This is a genomic window from Desulfobacterales bacterium (assembly GCA_034003325.1).
In the GTDB taxonomy this organism is placed as follows: Bacteria; Desulfobacterota; Desulfobacteria; order Desulfobacterales; family JAFDDL01; genus JAVEYW01.
Genome location: JAVEYW010000013.1, coordinates 37249 through 54582 on the forward strand (window position 1 = coordinate 37249; position 17334 = coordinate 54582).

A 17334-nucleotide genomic window follows, 5' to 3' on the forward strand; every position below is an offset into this window, starting at 1 on the left:
GGTGGCCTGCCTTGGAAATTCTGTCGCTGTTTGTCGGTATCATTGGCATTGTCTGTGTTGTTTATGGTGTTGTTTTTTCAGATCTGTATAAAAAAATTGACAACAAGCAGGATGTGACGGTTTGCCGGGAGATCAAGGCCAAGATCGATGCCGACCTACTCAGGGGAGATAAAAAGTTTGACGAGGTAATGCTCGAGATCCGGGCGCTGTCGAAATCCATCAATGAGCTGGTGGCGCAATTCCGGCTGATTACGCACCGGCTGAAAGAACTTGAGGAAAAGCTTCCGCAGTTCGAACGGCGTAACCATGGGGACCATAATGATTGAGCTGCGACCAGGGGATGTTTTTTGCACGGAAAACCCAATGATGCTTGGCCGGGCCATAAATGCCGTGCAACGTTTTTTCGACCCGGATGACGAAAGCAAGTACTCTCACGCCGGGATCATTATCAGCCGCTTCGGTGACACGTTTGAGGCTTTGTGGACGATCAAAAAGTCTGATCTGTCCAAATACGTCGGGAAGCAGATCGTCATCGGCCGGAACAAAAATATGACGTTTGAGAAATTCGAGACGGCCTATGCAGAGATCATGGGACACGACGGGTATATCTACCCCGTCCACCGCCTTGCGTTTTTTTTGATACCGCCGTTGGCGAAGTACTTTCACCCGGCGAATATCCCCGTGTGCTCGGAACTGGCCGCAAAGTTTTTGTATCATGCGGGGATACTGAAGAATTGGGCGGGGAAAAATCCCAACTATGTTGCCGACATGATCATCCAGTGGCGGACATGGGAAATCGTTTATGAGGGGGTGTGGGAATGAAAACAGAAGCAAAGGTGTTAATAGCGCTCTGGATTTTGGCTATAGGGTATTTGCTGACAGGGTGTGTTTCGCTAAAATACCAAGGAGTGGAGTATTACCGGATAGGCGACCAGCACATCAAAAGTTTGTCGGTTGAGACGGTTCAGCCGGACGGCTCAATTATCAAGGTAACTCTTGACTCACAGGACAGTGAAGCAACGGCGCTTACGAACGCAATCAATGTTCTCGGCGGGATTGCGGGTGGCGCAAAATGAAAACATTCCTCTGCTTCATATGCCGGGCCATGGAAATGACCTGCGCTCTCAAAGATCAATTCGATCTGGATGAAGTGGAGTACCGGCTGTTCGGGGATAGCTGCTATTTGGCAGGGTGGGCATATTTGATTGACGAAAAGTTCCAGCTTCAAACATGGGACAAATTCAGAGATAATGACAAGACTTGCCATCCGTGGGATCACCCATATTATCAGGAGTATATTGATCTATGCCAATGAACCACTACTGCACCTGCCCGACCTGCGGTAACCGCCACCGGATCAGCGACCTAACAGCGCTTGAAATAGAGAGCGAAAAGGAATCAAAGATCAACAGGCTTGCAATGGAAATCCATTATCGGGAAGGATGCCCGCTGGTTCAGGCGGTAGCACGGGCTTGTTCGGATTTGGGATATGAGTTCACAATCTGACGCTAAGGCGTTGGTAGAATGATCTGGAGGGCTTCATTATGAAGCACATTTGAGAGTAATGGCTGATTTAAACACTTTAAAAATTGGAGGTATCAAAGAATGGAAAAGTTTATAGGGACAAATGAGGAAGCTTACCGACGGACTGATAATATGTCGTTTGGCCTGGCAATCGAAGCAATGAAAAAAGGGCATAAGGTAATGCGAAAAGGGTGGAACGGGAAAGGCATATTTTGTGCGATTCAGTTTCCTGATATTCACTCAAAAATGACGCATCCGTATATTTACATTAATACTACAGGACTGCAAACCACGAATCCAGACGCGCCAAAAAATTTGGTTCCTTGGTTAGCATCTCAAACGGATATGTTAAGCGATGATTGGCAAATTGTGTGAAAACACTAATTCAAAAAGCGAGAATATGATGAACTTGCCTGAATCGTTCGCGATAGTTGGTGCATTGTGGGCGATTTGTTGGATGTTTGTTTCTCTATTAAAAGAAAGTGAGCCGAAAAAAAGCGCGCCATTTATGGATGATTTAGAAAAACGGGCAATGAAAAGAATTATGGACTATCATTACGGGACTATCAGCACCCCACAGGCTGACAAGATAGAGCCATAAGATGGGAACTGAGTCAGATATACAGTGGCCAAATGTATTTTAAACGAGTAAAAAGGAGCATTTAATGAGCAACTATCACATTCTTTCGCAGTCAGACGACAAGAAAACTATCAATGTCGTTTTCCACTATGTTGTCCCAGCAGCGGCAAAAAACGCAGCAAATATTCTCTACACCGACATAGTAAAAAAATGCTGCGATTTAACGTCCCAGATTCCGAATCATCAGATTGATTTTGCTCAAGAATATCAGGATATGCAGGATGGAAAAGTCATTGAGAGGCTTTTAAACATCAGGTTTTCTTCTTTATCGCTCACTCCTGCTCAGAAAAAAGCAGAGATTGAAGCGGCCTTTACGCCGAGCATGAACGCTGAATTTACAAGGCTTGCCACAGAATGGGAATGGTACGGTTACTACGGGAATGTGGCATAAGGAGATAAAATGGTTACACAATATATCCACTCGGCCCTGACGGAGACAGATTATCTTACGACTGACCTAAACTCGCTGGCCAATGACGGGGCGTTTTTAGGGGCTGCCATCAACAATAGTACCAATAGGGACATGCTGTTGAAGGTGCAGATTCAACTGGCATCGGTTGATCTGTCAGCACAAGCAAATCCGGCTGTTCTGGTGAGGCTGATTGAAAGCATTGACGGCGGTACAGTTTACGAAGACAATGATTCAACCGCCTATGCTATCACGCTTCCAGTAGCAGCCACCAGTGCAGCGCATGTGCGAATCGGAGAGCTAATGATCCCACCAGGATATTTTAAACTGGCTGTGGTGAACAAGACTGGCGCTGCTTTTGCGGCAGCAAATAATGTACTATCTTATGCGCCGTACACACCTGAAACGGATAGCTAATGGCTTTCTTTCACCGAAAATTATATCAGCAAAAACCGAAGCAGTGGGGGCCACGCTCTCAGGTTGAGGCTGCTGTTCGGGATTATTTCGAGAACCGGCTGGGGATGATAGGGCCGACTCTCATGCTGCCGGTTATAGAGGGTGGCGGCAATGTGCTATATAATTATGGCTCAAACCTATTCAACCCTTTTACAATCTCCTCCCCAGGCGAACGAATGTCAGGAGGGTTGCAGTTTGTTTCGTCCTACGCTGACACTCAAAGTTTATTCGGTATCACTGGATACCCGTTCACTCTGTTTGCTACTATTGTACCTGATACGGGCTATGATACAGCTGGTAGCATTATCGGGTTTTATAGATATAATAGTATATTACGAGAGTATAACATTGCTTTTTCGAGTCAGGCAAATTTAACCTATGCACTGAATGCCAAGGGCGGCGGCGTTACTACCGCCATTCAAGCTGCATATAATACAGTAGTTTTTGGCAAAACACAGTCCATCATCGGCACATTTCGTTCTGCTACTGACAGAGAGTTTTTCATTGATGGGGTTTCGGTTGGTGCGGATAACACTTCCGTTTCAGATCCGGTAACGACAACTTGTACTGAAACATCTATTGGCAGACGTGGTGGTTCAGCAGATGCCGCATATATGAGGGGCATTGTTCAAGCCCTTGGCATCGTCCCAGCAGCATTCAATTCAGTACAGGCAGCATTACTATCAGCCGAACCCTACGCCGGCATTTATCCTCGGAGTTTTCCGAGGTATTTCCCTGTTTCGAGCAGCGAACCTGGGACAACCTCTGTTCCAGTTTTCATGAATCACTACAGACAAATGAGGACCACATAAAATGACACAGTGGTTAAAGCAATCAACGGCGGCAACTATCAAGCTTGGCCCCTTCCTGGACGACACGGACGGAAAGACAGCCGAAACCGAGCTGACAATTTCGCAGGCGGATATTCGGCTTTCCAAAAACGGCGGCGATATGGCGCAATCAAACGATGCTACGGGAGCTACGCATGATGAATTGGGCTATTATAATGTGCCGTTGGATGCCACGGACACCGGCACGCTGGGCCGGTTAAAAGTCATGGTCCATGAAAGCGGCGCGTTGCCTGTTTGGGATGAATTCATGGTGGTGCCTGCCAATGTTTATGATGCCTTAATCGGTGGGTCTGATTATCTACAAACAGATATGGTTGAGTTATCAGGCGATTCCACGGCTGCCGATAACGCCGAATCCTTCTTCGACGGCACCGGATACGCCGGAACCAATAACGTTATCCCGTCCGTGACGACTCTTGCCGGCCATACGCCGCAAACAGGCGATACGTTCGCGCGACTTGGCGCACCTGCCGGGGCAAGTGTGTCTGCTGATGTGGCGGCGGTTAAAACCGACACGGCGGCGATAAAGGCAAAAACCGATAATCTTCCAGCCGAGCCTGCCGCTGTTGGCTCCCAGATGGATCTGATCAACGCGCCCAATGCAACGGCAATTACAGCAATCCAAAATGGGTTGGCAACTCCCACCAATATCACAGCCGGAACGATCACGACCGTTACGAATTTGACCAATGCGCCAACCAGTGGTGATCTGACCGCTACGATGAAAGCAAGCGTCAATGCTGAGGTCGTTGACGCCATAAGCGTTGACACAATAGCGGAACTGGCGCAAGGCATCCCCTCTGCAACGCCGACATTGGCACAAGCCGTTATGTTGCCTTACATGAAGCTGAGAAACAAAACGACAACGACCGATGCTGAGTTGAGTATCTACAATGATGCCGGGACCAAGATCGCAAAAGCGGCACTATCGGATGACGGCACAACATTCACCAAGGCTGAATTAGATAGCGGGGCATAAAATGAGCACTGACACTGTAGGCAAAAAAACAACATCAGGATCTGCGGGCACTATGGCTATGCATTACATATATGCCTGGCAATTTACAGCACCTCAAAATGGGATAATTACTAAAGTGTCAGTATTTAATAGTGGGGACTTGTACGGGTCAAATTTTGTTGTAGGCATCTATAGTGATACCGGGAGTAATTATCCTGGCTCAAAAATAGGGCAAGCGACGGAAGTTGCTGTAAGTGGATCAGGTTCTTGGTTTGATAGCAATGCTTTGTCTGTAGAAATAACAGCGGGGTCGAAATATTGGATAGTATCAAACCAGAATGCAAATATTAACAACAATTATGATTCTTCTGGGGTAACCAAATATGCCTCGTTGAGTTATAATTCAACGTTGCCTGCTACTTTCCCGGCAATATCGAATGAGTATGCTCGCACGTATTCGCTCTACGCTACTTATACCCTTACGGGCTCCATTGGCTCAAAAACACTGCAAGCGAGGGAGAACTATTAATGCAAGGACCTTTCCTTAGAAAGTATGGAGTGCAAACAACCATTGATTTTACTTTATATAGCATTACTGGTCTTGAGTTAAAAACTAATGCAGTATTTGCCTCTGGGGATACCTACATCATGCGAGATGAAGGGCCTGAAGTGACCACCACATATGGTTTTGTAGATGAGGGGAATGGTTATTCAATCGCGCTTTCGGCAACAGAAATGCAAGCCGCCAGAATTGTGGTATATGTGGTGGACCAGGGAACGAAAGCGTGGATTGACACGGCTATAATGGTAGAAACTTACGGCAATACTTCAGCCCAACACGCAATGGACTTTGATGATGCCGTCAGGGGCGGCATGACGGCGCTACCCAATGCGGCAGCAGATGCCGCCGGGGGGTTGCCTATTTCTGATGCCGGTGGGCTGGATCTGGACACCTTCCTGGCCCGATTAACAGGAAATGTGGCGACAGCATCCGAACTCGATAAGGTACCTAACTCTGACAACACTGTTTCATGGAATGCGACGGCATTGGCGGCTCTTGCTGATGCAGTCTCGGATGAAGTCCAGGAAGGCACAATTACAATCCGACAAATGAATAGACTGATTCTCGCGGTCCTCACTGGCAAAACGACGGGCGGTGGTACCGACACGCTTGGGTTCAGAGATATTGCAGACACTAAAACGAGGCTAAGCGTAACCGTTGATTCTAACAATAATCGCACTGCCATCGGTGTACGAGACGGTTCATGACATCCACATACAGCTTTTTCCAAGACGAGTTTTTCCAGGAAGGATTTTTCGCGTCATTCTTCCCTGGTGAAACTGTCGCTACGGACATTGTGGCATCTAATAAGCGTCGTGTGGCAATGGGGATTTATACCATCCCCGATGGCGTAGCATCAAAATTTGACAGAAGAGCGGCGGCAGGAATTTATGGTTTAACGATAGCAGATGCACTGACAGCATCAAACATCACAGTCGATCAACCGGTGGTTGGTTCTTCGGATATAGGCCAAATTCATGCCATCGTTTCTGACGGCATTGCGGCTGGGTCCGTTGCTATAGGTCTCCCGACTTTCACTCAGGCCCATGTTTTATTCTCGGATGCCGTTATCTCCGGGGCAGTCACAATCGGGCTCCCGACTCTCGCCCATGGGCTCCACGATTTAATTGCAACCGGGATAACGCCGGGGGCGCCTGAAATCGTAAATCCAACTATTTGGCAGGCCCATGCCCTACTTTCTGCCGGGATCATCTCCGGGGCGGTTGCAATCGGGCTCCCGACTCTCGCCCAGGCCCCCAACGAACTTACGTCAACCGACATTACAACGGGCCAACCGGCCATTAACACACCGGCACTGGTGCAAGCGCCTAATATTCTTACTGCGTCTGATATCATTTCCGGCGCTGGTTTCGTTGGGCAGCCGACATTGACTTATTCGCCCGGTCCTATTTATTTCAGCACGATCTACGCAAAGCAGAAAGATTTCAGCACGATCTACGCAAAGCAGAAAGATTTCAGCACGATCTACGCAAAGCAGAAAGATTTTTATTAATTGCTAACCAGGAGGGGCACCAATGGCTGATATGCTACACGACGACATACTCGATGCCGCATTAGCGGTACTGGACAACACGGAAAAGCTGGTAATTCTCAGCGCTGACCCCGGTTTGACCTGGGCCAATATCGCAACGTACAAGCTCGGGGAGAAAGCAACCCCAACGATTGGGGCAGTTGAGGACAGAACGGGCGGTGGCCGGAAACGCACGGTATCCGCCATTACCGATGGATCTGTTACCGCGACCGGCACGGCCACGCATTTCGCGCTCACCGATGACAGCGCGACTAAAATTCTGGCAACTGGGGATCTGTCGGCCAGTCAGGGCGTAACCAGCGGAAACACGTTCACCCTCACGGCGTTTGATATTGGTATCCCTGACCCGGCATAACCTCGGAGGGCTAATAGTATGGATTTTAAAAACAGAGCAATTGAAATTAGAGCCTCCACTGACAATTGGGGGCCATATCCATTCGATTTTAACGATGCGCTCCCTTCAGAGGACGATATATCCGCTGTGACGGTCAGCGCGTTTACCGGTAAAGTGCTCCCGGAGGACGCGACCTTGGACGAATCCGGGGATACGGTGTTTTTAGGACAAACGGCTATCGGTCTGATCGATACGGATTTCACGCCGACCATCAATAGCAACGTGGTCAGCATTAAATTAAAATATCCGACGGGCGATCATAAAGGCGCTGCTACAATCGTGTTTGTTGTGACACTCGTGTCTGGCGGGGTGTACCCGTTTTTTTTCCATGGGGCGAAGGTGCGGTAAAAAACAGGGTGGTAACGAGGCCAATTCCGTCACCATCCCGTCACCCTTTTTAGACGTTTTAATTTTGACAACGTCCTGATTTTATTTTAAGTGTTGGCGGAAGCGCATGGGAATCGAACCCACCCGGGACGGTTCTAGCGCCCCACAACGGTTTTGAAGACCGTGAGCCACACCAGATAGCTGCGCGCTTCCTCACGATTGCGAATTGGTATTATATATAATATTAAAAATAAGGTCGAGTCAATTATGCAATCAATTATGCAATCTGATGCGATTAGTCGTTAAATACGAAAAGAAGGGATCTGACTTATGATTGACAAAGAACGGTTGATGTCGCTTTTTACTTGGCTGGTGAAAATCGACAGTGTTTCAAAAGAAGAAGGGCAAATTGCCGCGGTGCTTCAAGAAAAATTGGCCGGAATGGGCGCGGATATCATGGTGGACAAAGCTGGAGAAGCGATCGGGGGGCAGTCAGGCAATATCATTGCCAAGTTTAAGGGGAATGTGGATGCACCTGTGCTGATGCTGAATGCGCACATGGATACGGTGGAGCCGGGGAGAGGGGTGAAGCCGGTATTTAAGGACGGGGTTTTTACCAGTGACGGCACCACGATTCTCGGTGCCGACGATAAAAGCGCCATAGCGATTTTGCTGGAAACCTTGTTGACGATTCAGGAGAAAAACCTGAAGCATGGTCCGTTGGAATTGGTGCTGACCGTCTGTGAGGAGGTTGGGTTGCTGGGGGCCAAGCATCTTGATTTCAGCCTGATTTCATCCAAATACGGGTTTGCGCTCGATGCTTCGGACCCCCGCGGGATTATCACAAGGGCACCGGCTGCGAATCGATTTGTGATGAAAGTATACGGGAAGGACGCTCACGCGGGAGCCGCTCCCGAACGAGGGATCAATGCCATTTTACTCGCCGGCAAAGCCATCGCCGGGGTGACCCTTGGCCGTATCGATGAGGAGACGACCTGCAATATCGGCGTGATCGAAGGCGGCAAGGCGACCAACATCGTGCCGGATCTGGTTACCCTTCATGGAGAGGTCAGATCCCATAACGAAACGAAGTTGATTGCTACCACGCAAACGATTCTTGATGCCTTTGAAAAAGTGGTTGCGGACTATCGGGGTGCCACCGGTTCCGGAACATTGCCCGCATTTGAAGCCCTGGTGGAAGATGATTTTCCGCTGACCCATATTACCGAGGATCACCCGGTGGTGGTGCTGGCGCAACGGGCGGCCGCAAACCTTGGTCGCACCATGACCTGCCGGACCACCGGTGGTGGCGCGGATGCCAACATCTTTTTCAGCAAAGGCATCGTGACCGGCGTGATCGGCACCGGCATGCAGGATATGCATACGGTGAGAGAATCGGTGCCATTGGATGCCATGGTTGAGACCGCGGAACTGATGATTGAGATTATCCGGTTGCACGCGGAGTTAACCAATTGAGATAGGTGTGTTTTTTAGCTGTTAGCTAAAAGCTAATAGCCATCCCTCTGTGACAACGAAAGGTGTCTTGTGTCGAAAATAGCCTATTTTGATTGTTTTTCGGGAATCAGCGGTGACATGGTGCTGGGGGCATTCGTGGATATGGGCGTGCCGGTATCGCACCTGGTTGAAAGCCTTAGCCGCCTGCCCTTGGCGGGCTTTGGTATCGCCGAATCGAGAGTGACCAGGCACGGCATCGGCGCCGCGGACATTCAGGTGTCATGCGATGAGCCGGCCCCATCCAGGAATTATTCGGCGATTTCAAAGCTGATTCTCTCAAGCCCGCTTTCAGAGCGCGTAAAGCGGATCAGCCTGGCGGTATTCGAGAAAATAGCCGATGCCGAAGCGGCCATTCACGGGTGCGACAAAGCAACGGTGCATTTTCATGAGGTGGGTGGAATTGACGCCGTCGTTGATATTGTCGGCGCTGCGCTTTGTGTGGAATACCTGAATTTGCATCGTATCATCGGCTCGAAAGTGCCGTTGGGACGAGGCTTTGTCAGTTCCCGACACGGCACGCTGCCGCTTCCGGCGCCGGCCACGGTGGCGATATTGAAAAATATTCCCGTCTACGGAATCCCTGTGGATTGCGAGCTGGTCACGCCGACCGGGGCCGCGATTCTGGCGACCCTTTGTGAGGGGTTTCAGGAATTTCCCGATATGACGGTGGAGAAAATCGGTTATGGCGCGGGCAAAAAAGAGATTACATCGCAGCCCAATCTGCTGCGAATTGTGGTGGGGCGGGAAACCCGCCGTGGCCCGCTCTTGCGGGAGGATCATGTTCTGGTGGTGGAGGCTGCCATCGACGATATGAATCCCGAAATATACGGCTATTTGATGGAAAGACTGCTTGGCGACGGTGCATTGGATGTCTATTGGACACCGATTCAGATGAAAAAAAACCGTCCTGGTACGCTGGTGACGGTTTTATGCACTCAGGATTTGAAACAAACCGTCATTGATCGAATCTTGTCCGAAACAACGACCTTGGGGGTCAGGTCTTATCCGGTGGAACGTCATGTCCTGGCCCGCGAGGTCGTAACGTTGAATACCGCCTTTGGCCCGGTTGACTATAAGCGGGTTTCCGGACCGGACGGAACCCTGCGGTTGGTGCCTGAATTTGAAGCATGCAAAAGAATCGCCGTTGAAAAGAACAGGCCGTTAAAAGAAATTTATCGGCTTGTCTCCCCGCCGGTTTGACACGCTGTCGATTCGTCATGAAAGGGGCATTCGCCTAACCCGGCAAAGCTGGATGCTGGAATGCTGGAATGCTGGGATGCTGGGATGCATAAAAGCCATCTTTCACCTTCGGCGAATATACACGCAAAAGCGCGCATGTTTCTGGTAAAGGGTTTAAAAAGGGGCCTTGACAAAGATCGTGCCGGAATATAGACAGAGGCATGAATTTAAAAGCAAAAACGGCTCTTTTGATTGCAACCGGCTTCCGTGTCGGCCATATGCCCTTTGCGCCCGGAACCATCGGCTCGCTTGAGGGGCTTGTTCTCTGTTATCTGTTGGCGAGAATGTCAGTTGCGAGTGCGGTTGTTATTATCATAGGGGTTATTCTTTTTGCCATTTGGGTTTCCCATGAAGCCGAGAAGGCGCTGGGTGCAAAAGATCCGGGATGTGTTGTCATTGACGAGGTGGCCGGCATGATGGTAACCATGATGGGCCTGCCGTTTACCCCCCTTACGGCTGCGGCCGGCTTTTCTCTTTTCAGGGTGCTGGATATTGTGAAGCCGCCGCCTATTCGACAGATTCAAGATAGCGTGCCGGGAGGCGCCGGAATCGTGTTGGATGATGTGGCCGCCGGTGTGATGGCAAACCTTTTATTGAGACTCCTGCTGAGCATCACGGAAATGGCCTGACGCCCTGGAATAGGAGCCGAACACTTGTATGGAGTGCCCATTCCGAATTATTCCGCTTGGGAATGGGCGATAACCGATACCGGGAGAAAGGGCCAATAAACAGAAGTGAATGCAATAAAAAAGATTCATAAGGATCATTCGTCGACGCCGATTCATTCAAAGGATGCGACGCCGTCAACATTAAAAAAAATAGTATCACGCGAGAATCTGGAAGCCATTGTCATTGCCGTCATTCTGGCGCTTTTTATTCGATCGTTCGTGGTGCAGGCCTTTAAGATTCCCTCCGGATCGATGCTGGAAACCATTCAGCTCGGAGACCATATTCTGGTCAACAAATTTATCTACGGCATTAAGATTCCTTTTATCAATAAAACGCTTATTTCCATAAAGGATCCGCAGATTGACGATATTGCCGTTTTTGTGCCGCCGCATGAACCGGACAAGGACTATATCAAACGGGTGGTCGGCGTTGCCGGCGATGTGATCGAAATTAAAAATAAACAGCTTTTCCGGAACCAACAATTGATCACCGCCGAATACGAAATTCATTCGGATCCCCATATCTATCCTCAAAGCTTCGGCCCGCGGGATAATTTCGGACCGATTACGGTGCCAGAAGGGCATCTGTTCATGATGGGGGATAATCGGGATTCAAGCCTGGACAGCCGATACTGGGGGGTTGTCGGGTTGGACAAGGTCAAGGGAAAGGCGTTTATCATTTACTGGTCTTGGGATACTCAGAATTTCGGTGTGCGGTGGGGCAGGATCGGGACGTTGTTGAAATGAAGGATACGCGGAGCGATGCCACGAAAAAACGCAAACATACTGGTGGTTGATGACGAGTTGAGCATGCGGGAAGTGCTGGAGTTCATGCTGAACCGTGAAGGGTACCATGTCTCATGCGCGGGGTCCGGCCGGGAGGCGATATCGGAAATTCAAAAGGCCGATTTTGATTTGGTGTTATCCGATATTCGGCTGGGGGATTTAACCGGTCTTGATGTTCTGAAAGCCGCCAAGTCAAAAAATCAGCGCACGGCCGTCATTATGATTTCCGCCTACGCCTCCACTGAAAACGCGGTGGAAGCCATGAATTTGGGCGCGTTCGACTATGTGCCCAAACCCTTTGACAATACGGAGCTCAGGGGCACGATTGCAAAGGCGCTCGAGATTCAGAGCCATGAGTCGGAAAAAGAGCTTGTAGACGGCGATGAAAAGCGGACAATGCATTTTGGCAAGATTGTGGGTAATTGCCCTCGCATGATGCACATCTACAAGATGATCCGGCAGGTCGCCAAAACGCGCACCAATATTTTGATCACCGGGGAAAGCGGCACCGGAAAAGAATTCATCGCCCGTGCGATTCACGAGGAGAGCGATCGGCGGGACCAACCCTTCGTGGTCGTAAACTGCGGCGGAATTCCTGAAAACCTGATTGAAAGCGAGCTTTTCGGGTACTGCAAAGGGGCCTTTACCGGGGCGACGCACGATAAAAAGGGACTCATGGAAATCGCCCATGGCGGCACGTTTTTTCTCGATGAGATTGGTGAGCTGACCATGGCCCTTCAGGTGAAATTATTGCGCGCCATTCAGGAGCGGGTGTTTAAACCCGTGGGCGGCCTGAAAGACATCGAAGTGGATGTCCGAATCATCTCAGCCACGAATAAGACGCTGGCCGAAGAGGTCATGGCCGGCAATTTCAGAGAGGATCTTTTTTACCGGTTAAATGTGATTGAAATCAAAGTGCCGCCGCTGCGGGAGCGAAAGAGTGACCTTCGGGACCTGATTCAGCATTTTCTCGAAAAATACGCCCGGGAAATGGGCAAGGAGGTCAACAAAATTTCCTCCTATGCCATTGAGCTGCTGCAAAAATATGATTTTCCGGGCAACATTCGCGAGCTGGAAAATTTAATCGAGCGAAGTGTCGCGCTTACCAGCACCAACATTATTCTGCCCGACAGCCTGGCCCTTTCGGTTCAAAAACGCCGCTGGATCGAGGGCGTGGAGGGAAAACGCTTTAACCTCGACGATGTGGCACACGGGGTGTCCCTGGATACGATTCTCGAAGATATCGAGCGGGCCTATATCAACAAGGCCCTCTCCTGTGTCGGCAACCGGAAAAAACAGGCGGCCAACCTGCTGGGAATGAGTTTCCGATCCTTTCGTTATCGGCTGGATAAGCTGGGGATTGATAAATAAGCCGCCATTTTCATGCCGGAGCATGTGCTGTATCACGGAAGGATAAGCCCATGTGCGGTTTTTGCCCCCCTTGTTTGGAAGCCTCTCAGGCTTCGCCTTCAAAGCTCCTGACGGTGACGATTTTTGTCATGAACGGACAAAATATTGTTAGCGTCCTCTCCCTTTTGAAATAGCCGTTTTTTTTAAGCATGGAATCGTTATAATTCTAATTTATTAAAATTAAAGCAAAAAAATAATGCATCTCGTTTTTTTTGTTTTTGGCACCTCACTTGCATTAGCACCTTGCAACACAAAAAAACGAGCAATCAAGCATCATAAAAGCTGCTTCAAACGATGAGGGCGTTCAATCAAAGGAGGGCTGAATCGACAACAAAAGCGCACCGAATATCAAAGAAAAAATCACATAAAGACAGCATTATTCAAATCATAACCGTTTACTGATTAATTAACTGGACAGACCAACAAGGGAGGGAAAGAAAAATGATTCAAAAAATGAGAATGAACAACAAAGGCTTTACCTTGATCGAACTGATGATCGTCATCGCCATTATCGGTATTTTGGCCGCTATCGCTATTCCGCAGTTTACCAAATACCGCGCCCGGTCTTTTAACACTCAGGCGTTGGCGGATGTGAAAGTGATTTCTAATGAAGTGGGTGGGTACTATTCTGAATGGAATATGTATCCACACGATACAGTTGCCGCTGTTGCGCCAACAGGGGATATCACCATCACAAATGCTGGCGGGCAGGCGCTTAGTGCCGGTATTCCCGATTTAAATCCAATTGCTATTTCCGCGAACTCGGTTGCCACCTATACCGGTGCGACAAATGCGGGTGGATACGCGGGTGGTGCAGCCGCCGGGAAGCAGTTCGCAGTTATAACCGGCAGTACCCTCGCAGCGGAAGATGTCGCAATGGAGTTTGGGCGACGTGACACGGATGGCACCACAGCGGTTGATCTCCCGACCAATACCATCTATCAGCATGCTACAGGCGCTCCGATTGATGCTGCTTCATTATCACCAGCAACTACCGATATAACCGCTGGCCTTTGGGTTGCACGCAACTAAGAATAGCGTTTGAATCCCGATTTTCCCGGGTTACACATCAAAAGCCCCTGCGCCGAAAGGCGGGGGCTTTTGGTGCTCAAAAAGAGGAGCACCTACTTGAACATCATCTTCGATCACGTCAACAAACGTTTTCGAACATGCTTTTCCAGAAAGGTGGTCGAGGCGGTTACGGATCTGACCCTGACCATCGAAGCCGGGGAAATCTTCGGCATCATTGGGCCGAACGGCGCCGGGAAAAGCACGCTTTTGAAAATGCTCATGGGCTTTATTCGACCGTGCGGGGGCGCCATCACGGTGCTGGGGCAATCTCCCGCCAATCCGGAATTTAAGCATCACATCGGATATCTTCCTGAAAACCCCTACTACTACGATCACCTTTCCGCGGAAGAGCTGATGCGGTTCGGTGCCCGAACCTCCGGAATGCGGCGTGAGGATACGGAAGCCAGAATTGATTTATTGCTTAAGCTCATGTCGCTTGAGCATGCGCGACACCGCAAACTAAGAGGTTACTCCAAAGGAATGACCCAGCGGGCCGGCATCTGTTTTGCGCTGGTGCATGATCCGAAACTGATTATTCTGGATGAGCCCATGTCCGGCCTGGATCCCATCGGCCGAAAGGAGGTGGTGGATTTGGTTCTCGATCTGAAGACGCAGGGAAAGACGGTTCTTTTTTGCTCTCATATTCTGAACGATGTCGAGCGATTATGCGATCGGATGGCGATCATGAACAAAGGAAGGCTTCTTCGGGTCATGAAAAATTCGGATCTGACCGGCAATGCGCTGGAACCCATTTTCTTTGAGACCATTCAGCACGAGCAATCATGATGATAATGCGAATCTGGTATTTGGCGACATTGACATTCAGAGAAGGCATTCGGGACCGGGCCGTATTCGGGGTGATGGGAATGGCCCTGTTGATGTTTTTAGCGACGATCGCGATGACATCCATGTTTGGGTACGAGATCGGAAAGGTGGCGGTGGATTTAAACCTCTCGGTTGTGGGGTTTACCGGGCTTCTGCTTTGTTTTTTCGTCAATATCAATCTCCTGGCGAAAGACATCGATAAACGGACCATTTATTGCGTTCTTTCCAAGCCAATCTCCCGTCTGGAGTATATTCTCGGAAAGTACGCAGGCACCCTGTCGCTCATTCTCATGTCCATTTTATTTCTCGCCGGATTCGGCGCGGGAATGATCGCGCTGATTAAATGGAGCACCTCCGGGGTGGGGTTTAGCGACTTTTCCTGGGCTTGCTACCTTCAGGCGATTGTCTACGAGATGGAAATGTTCGTGATCCTCAATGCGGCCATTGTTTTTTTTAGCGCCTTTTCTTCCAGTTCTTTTTTAACACTGCTCTTTTCCCTTGGCACCTATGTGGCCGGCCAAAGCATTGAAGAGGTGATTCAGTTCCTGAAAGTGTCAAAGCAGTTCGCAAGCCCCGGAAAGCAGATATTCTGGCGTGTGCTTGAGTTTCTATTCCCCAATTTCTCGGCATTCGATATCAAGGTACTGGCCAGCCACGGCATGCTGATGTCCGGCACGCATTCGCTGCTTCTTTTCTTCTACAGCGTGCTGTACGCAGCGCTGTTGCTTTTTCTGGCCGTTCAGATTTTCAGCAGGCGGGAATTGCAATGACAAAACGAATTTCGATGGTTACCGTTTTCATTGCCCTTCTGATCGGCTATGGGGTCACCGCGACCGGGCTCAAAAAAGAACGGGTCGAATTTATTGAAGATCAGTTCCTGGAATACACCCTTCCGTCCGCGCTCCTAAAACCCCTCTCCCTTGAGTTCAAGGGGTTGATGTCGGACATTTTGCTCGTTAAGTTCATGACCTTTGTTGGCGGTAAAACGGAGCGGCTGGACCAGTTTACCGATGAAGATTGGGGGAGTATTAAACACACGTTGAACACCATCACGGATCTTGATCCCTATTTCTGGGACGCCTATCTGTTTTCACAGGTGTTTCTGACCTGGGATAAAAAAAATTATCGCGCCGCCAATGAACTTCTCGCGAAGGCCAGAAACCACCTGCCGGCAAATTATCGCATTCCCTACTATATGGGCCTTAATTATTACAATTTCGGCAAGGATTCTGCCAATGGCGCCAAATATCTGATGGAGGCCTCGAAAATTCCGGGCGCTCCCTTTTATCTTGCAACTCTTGCGGCTCGTCTTTCCGCTTACAGTTCCGATTACCAGCGTGGCATCATTTTCCTCAGTGAGATGCTGAAACAGACAACGGACACTGAGATCGCAGAACAGTATAAGTTGCGTATTCAGATATTGGCGCAAATGAATGGGCTGGAACAGCTGGTCGCGAAGTTTCGCGCAAAATTCAATCGGGCTCCCGCTGAATTAGCGGAACTCGTAGCGGCAGGCCTGATTCAACAATTACCCGTGGATCCTTATGGCGGTCAATTTTTTATCAATCAAGAGGGCCGGATTGATACGACCAGCAAAATGGTGAAGAAATAATTCCAAGATATCAGCCACGCTTAGAAAAAATTAAATTTCACTTGAGGGAACCGAATTAATCGATTACCTTCCCCCGCAACTGTTTCACCCGTCCTCTTTTGGTTTTGCTGTCGAGGCGTTTTTGCCGGGCGCTTTGCGTCGGTCGGGTCGGCCGGCGGGCTTTGGGAGTAACGACGGCGTTTCTGATCATCAACTGAAGCCGCCGCAGCGCATCTTCCCTGTTTTTCTCCTGGCTGCGGAATTGTTGTGCCTTGATAATGATGACACCGTCGGCCGTGATGCGATGGTCGTTCTTCTTTAATAGCCGTTCCTTATAAAACTCCGGCAGGGAAGAGGCCCGAATATCGAAGCGAAGATGCACGGCGCTGGCGACCTTGTTGACGTTCTGACCGCCCGCGCCCTGTGCCCGGATCGCACTGATCTCGATTTCGCTTTCCGGAAGGATAATGGTATTCGTGATTTTCAGCAACGCCGCTCCCCTAATCCGGCAAAGCCGGATGCTGGAATGCTGGGATGCTGGGATGCATAAAAGCCA

General features: G+C 49.6%; 25 protein-coding genes, 1 tRNA gene and 1 pseudogene. 25 read left to right on the top strand and 2 right to left on the bottom strand.

All coding sequences use genetic code 11. From position 1 onward, the window contains the following. Positions 1–11 precede the first annotated feature (11 nt). The 16 genes from RBT11_14225 to RBT11_14300 all read left to right on the top strand — a co-directional run bounded on the left by RBT11_14225 (position 12) and on the right by RBT11_14300 (position 7694). The gene (locus RBT11_14225; protein MDX9787938.1) at positions 12–326 is read left to right on the top strand and encodes a hypothetical protein; all 315 of its coding nucleotides are present in this window, start codon (positions 12–14) and stop codon (positions 324–326) included. Further along, positions 319–822: a hypothetical protein gene (locus RBT11_14230; protein MDX9787939.1), complete on the top strand. Its 504-nt coding sequence runs from the start codon at positions 319–321 to the stop codon at positions 820–822. The genes RBT11_14225 and RBT11_14230 overlap by 8 nt, the downstream gene beginning before the upstream one ends. After that, positions 819–1076 (top strand): hypothetical protein, encoded by a 258-nt coding sequence (locus RBT11_14235; protein ID MDX9787940.1) that lies wholly within the window; start codon positions 819–821, stop codon positions 1074–1076. The genes RBT11_14230 and RBT11_14235 overlap by 4 nt, the downstream gene beginning before the upstream one ends. Continuing rightward, positions 1073–1315, top strand: a complete 243-nt coding sequence (locus tag RBT11_14240) for a hypothetical protein (protein MDX9787941.1) — start codon at positions 1073–1075, stop codon at positions 1313–1315. The genes RBT11_14235 and RBT11_14240 overlap by 4 nt, the downstream gene beginning before the upstream one ends. Continuing rightward, entirely contained in the window at positions 1306–1506 is a 201-nt protein-coding gene (locus RBT11_14245) for a hypothetical protein (protein MDX9787942.1), read from the top strand. Before RBT11_14240 ends, RBT11_14245 begins: the two co-directional genes overlap by 10 nt. Positions 1507–1605: 99 nt before the next feature. Beyond that, the gene (locus RBT11_14250; protein MDX9787943.1) at positions 1606–1899 is read left to right on the top strand and encodes a DUF2829 domain-containing protein; all 294 of its coding nucleotides are present in this window, start codon (positions 1606–1608) and stop codon (positions 1897–1899) included. Next, complete coding sequence (locus RBT11_14255; GenBank protein ID MDX9787944.1) at positions 1880–2125, top strand: hypothetical protein; 246 nt, start codon at positions 1880–1882, stop codon at positions 2123–2125. Before RBT11_14250 ends, RBT11_14255 begins: the two co-directional genes overlap by 20 nt. A gap of 64 nt (positions 2126–2189) precedes the next feature. Next, on the top strand, positions 2190–2555 hold the full coding sequence (locus RBT11_14260; protein ID MDX9787945.1) for a hypothetical protein: 366 nt from the start codon (positions 2190–2192) through the stop codon (positions 2553–2555). Positions 2556–2564: 9 nt separating this feature from the next. Continuing rightward, complete coding sequence (locus RBT11_14265) at positions 2565–2990, top strand: hypothetical protein (GenBank protein ID MDX9787946.1); 426 nt, start codon at positions 2565–2567, stop codon at positions 2988–2990. Next, positions 2990–3841 (top strand): hypothetical protein, encoded by an 852-nt coding sequence (locus tag RBT11_14270; GenBank protein ID MDX9787947.1) that lies wholly within the window; start codon positions 2990–2992, stop codon positions 3839–3841. The genes RBT11_14265 and RBT11_14270 overlap by 1 nt, the downstream gene beginning before the upstream one ends. Before the next feature lies 1 nt (position 3842). Next, a complete protein-coding gene (locus RBT11_14275; protein MDX9787948.1) occupies positions 3843–4859 on the top strand; it encodes a hypothetical protein in 1017 nt (338 codons plus the stop codon). A gap of 1 nt (position 4860) precedes the next feature. Beyond that, the gene (locus RBT11_14280) at positions 4861–5367 is read left to right on the top strand and encodes a hypothetical protein (GenBank protein ID MDX9787949.1); all 507 of its coding nucleotides are present in this window, start codon (positions 4861–4863) and stop codon (positions 5365–5367) included. Beyond that, positions 5367–6107: a hypothetical protein gene (locus RBT11_14285; protein MDX9787950.1), complete on the top strand. Its 741-nt coding sequence runs from the start codon at positions 5367–5369 to the stop codon at positions 6105–6107. Before RBT11_14280 ends, RBT11_14285 begins: the two co-directional genes overlap by 1 nt. Next, the gene (locus tag RBT11_14290) at positions 6104–6913 is read left to right on the top strand and encodes a hypothetical protein (protein ID MDX9787951.1); all 810 of its coding nucleotides are present in this window, start codon (positions 6104–6106) and stop codon (positions 6911–6913) included. The genes RBT11_14285 and RBT11_14290 overlap by 4 nt, the downstream gene beginning before the upstream one ends. A gap of 22 nt (positions 6914–6935) precedes the next feature. Next, complete coding sequence (locus RBT11_14295) at positions 6936–7307, top strand: hypothetical protein (GenBank protein ID MDX9787952.1); 372 nt, start codon at positions 6936–6938, stop codon at positions 7305–7307. Positions 7308–7325: 18 nt separating this feature from the next. Next, positions 7326–7694 carry a hypothetical protein gene (locus tag RBT11_14300; protein MDX9787953.1) on the top strand — a complete coding sequence of 123 codons (369 nt, stop codon included), beginning with the start codon at positions 7326–7328 and terminating at the stop codon, positions 7692–7694. Positions 7695–7788: 94 nt separating this feature from the next. Here RBT11_14300 and RBT11_14305 read toward each other — a convergent pair. Beyond that, positions 7789–7886: transfer RNA gene (locus RBT11_14305), tRNA-Sec, on the bottom strand. Positions 7887–8003: 117 nt separating this feature from the next. Here RBT11_14305 and RBT11_14310 point away from each other — a divergent pair. The 9 genes and pseudogenes from RBT11_14310 to RBT11_14350 all read left to right on the top strand — a co-directional run bounded on the left by RBT11_14310 (position 8004) and on the right by RBT11_14350 (position 16799). Next, on the top strand, positions 8004–9149 hold the full coding sequence (locus RBT11_14310) for a M20/M25/M40 family metallo-hydrolase (GenBank protein ID MDX9787954.1): 1146 nt from the start codon (positions 8004–8006) through the stop codon (positions 9147–9149). 69 nt (positions 9150–9218) lie between these two features. Beyond that, entirely contained in the window at positions 9219–10388 is a 1170-nt protein-coding gene (gene larC, locus RBT11_14315; protein ID MDX9787955.1) for a nickel pincer cofactor biosynthesis protein LarC, read from the top strand. 200 nt (positions 10389–10588) lie between these two features. Then, positions 10589–11056, top strand: a complete 468-nt coding sequence (locus tag RBT11_14320) for a phosphatidylglycerophosphatase A (GenBank protein ID MDX9787956.1) — start codon at positions 10589–10591, stop codon at positions 11054–11056. Between the two features lie 105 nt (positions 11057–11161). Next, positions 11162–11842 (top strand): signal peptidase I, encoded by a 681-nt coding sequence (gene lepB / locus RBT11_14325; protein ID MDX9787957.1) that lies wholly within the window; start codon positions 11162–11164, stop codon positions 11840–11842. 15 nt (positions 11843–11857) lie between these two features. Further along, a complete protein-coding gene (locus RBT11_14330) occupies positions 11858–13252 on the top strand; it encodes a sigma-54 dependent transcriptional regulator (protein MDX9787958.1) in 1395 nt (464 codons plus the stop codon). 498 nt (positions 13253–13750) lie between these two features. After that, positions 13751–13858 (top strand): annotated as a pseudogene (locus RBT11_14335) (prepilin-type N-terminal cleavage/methylation domain-containing protein). A gap of 561 nt (positions 13859–14419) precedes the next feature. Further along, positions 14420–15148 (top strand): ABC transporter ATP-binding protein, encoded by a 729-nt coding sequence (locus tag RBT11_14340; protein MDX9787959.1) that lies wholly within the window; start codon positions 14420–14422, stop codon positions 15146–15148. Then, a complete protein-coding gene (locus tag RBT11_14345; GenBank protein ID MDX9787960.1) occupies positions 15145–15957 on the top strand; it encodes a hypothetical protein in 813 nt (270 codons plus the stop codon). Before RBT11_14340 ends, RBT11_14345 begins: the two co-directional genes overlap by 4 nt. Then, on the top strand, positions 15954–16799 hold the full coding sequence (locus tag RBT11_14350) for a hypothetical protein (GenBank protein MDX9787961.1): 846 nt from the start codon (positions 15954–15956) through the stop codon (positions 16797–16799). Before RBT11_14345 ends, RBT11_14350 begins: the two co-directional genes overlap by 4 nt. 55 nt (positions 16800–16854) lie before the next feature. Here RBT11_14350 and arfB read toward each other — a convergent pair whose 3' ends face one another. Beyond that, the gene (gene arfB / locus RBT11_14355; GenBank protein MDX9787962.1) at positions 16855–17268 is read right to left on the bottom strand and encodes an alternative ribosome rescue aminoacyl-tRNA hydrolase ArfB; all 414 of its coding nucleotides are present in this window, start codon (positions 17266–17268) and stop codon (positions 16855–16857) included. Positions 17269–17334 lie beyond the last annotated feature (66 nt).

Coding starts and splice junctions, on each gene's coding strand:
- RBT11_14230 (MDX9787939.1), top strand. CDS start 319: ATGATTGAGCTGCGACCAGGGGATGTTTTTTGCACGGAAAACCCAATG.
- RBT11_14295 (MDX9787952.1), top strand. CDS start 6,936: ATGGCTGATATGCTACACGACGACATACTCGATGCCGCATTAGCGGTA.
- RBT11_14280 (MDX9787949.1), top strand. CDS start 4,861: ATGAGCACTGACACTGTAGGCAAAAAAACAACATCAGGATCTGCGGGC.
- RBT11_14300 (MDX9787953.1), top strand. CDS start 7,326: ATGGATTTTAAAAACAGAGCAATTGAAATTAGAGCCTCCACTGACAAT.
- RBT11_14275 (MDX9787948.1), top strand. CDS start 3,843: ATGACACAGTGGTTAAAGCAATCAACGGCGGCAACTATCAAGCTTGGC.
- RBT11_14285 (MDX9787950.1), top strand. CDS start 5,367: ATGCAAGGACCTTTCCTTAGAAAGTATGGAGTGCAAACAACCATTGAT.
- RBT11_14240 (MDX9787941.1), top strand. CDS start 1,073: ATGAAAACATTCCTCTGCTTCATATGCCGGGCCATGGAAATGACCTGC.
- RBT11_14255 (MDX9787944.1), top strand. CDS start 1,880: ATGATTGGCAAATTGTGTGAAAACACTAATTCAAAAAGCGAGAATATG.
- RBT11_14320 (MDX9787956.1), top strand. CDS start 10,589: ATGAATTTAAAAGCAAAAACGGCTCTTTTGATTGCAACCGGCTTCCGT.
- RBT11_14250 (MDX9787943.1), top strand. CDS start 1,606: ATGGAAAAGTTTATAGGGACAAATGAGGAAGCTTACCGACGGACTGAT.
- RBT11_14235 (MDX9787940.1), top strand. CDS start 819: ATGAAAACAGAAGCAAAGGTGTTAATAGCGCTCTGGATTTTGGCTATA.
- RBT11_14270 (MDX9787947.1), top strand. CDS start 2,990: ATGGCTTTCTTTCACCGAAAATTATATCAGCAAAAACCGAAGCAGTGG.
- RBT11_14345 (MDX9787960.1), top strand. CDS start 15,145: ATGATGATAATGCGAATCTGGTATTTGGCGACATTGACATTCAGAGAA.
- RBT11_14265 (MDX9787946.1), top strand. CDS start 2,565: ATGGTTACACAATATATCCACTCGGCCCTGACGGAGACAGATTATCTT.
- RBT11_14350 (MDX9787961.1), top strand. CDS start 15,954: ATGACAAAACGAATTTCGATGGTTACCGTTTTCATTGCCCTTCTGATC.
- RBT11_14330 (MDX9787958.1), top strand. CDS start 11,858: ATGCCACGAAAAAACGCAAACATACTGGTGGTTGATGACGAGTTGAGC.
- RBT11_14245 (MDX9787942.1), top strand. CDS start 1,306: ATGCCAATGAACCACTACTGCACCTGCCCGACCTGCGGTAACCGCCAC.
- RBT11_14290 (MDX9787951.1), top strand. CDS start 6,104: ATGACATCCACATACAGCTTTTTCCAAGACGAGTTTTTCCAGGAAGGA.
- RBT11_14310 (MDX9787954.1), top strand. CDS start 8,004: ATGATTGACAAAGAACGGTTGATGTCGCTTTTTACTTGGCTGGTGAAA.
- RBT11_14260 (MDX9787945.1), top strand. CDS start 2,190: ATGAGCAACTATCACATTCTTTCGCAGTCAGACGACAAGAAAACTATC.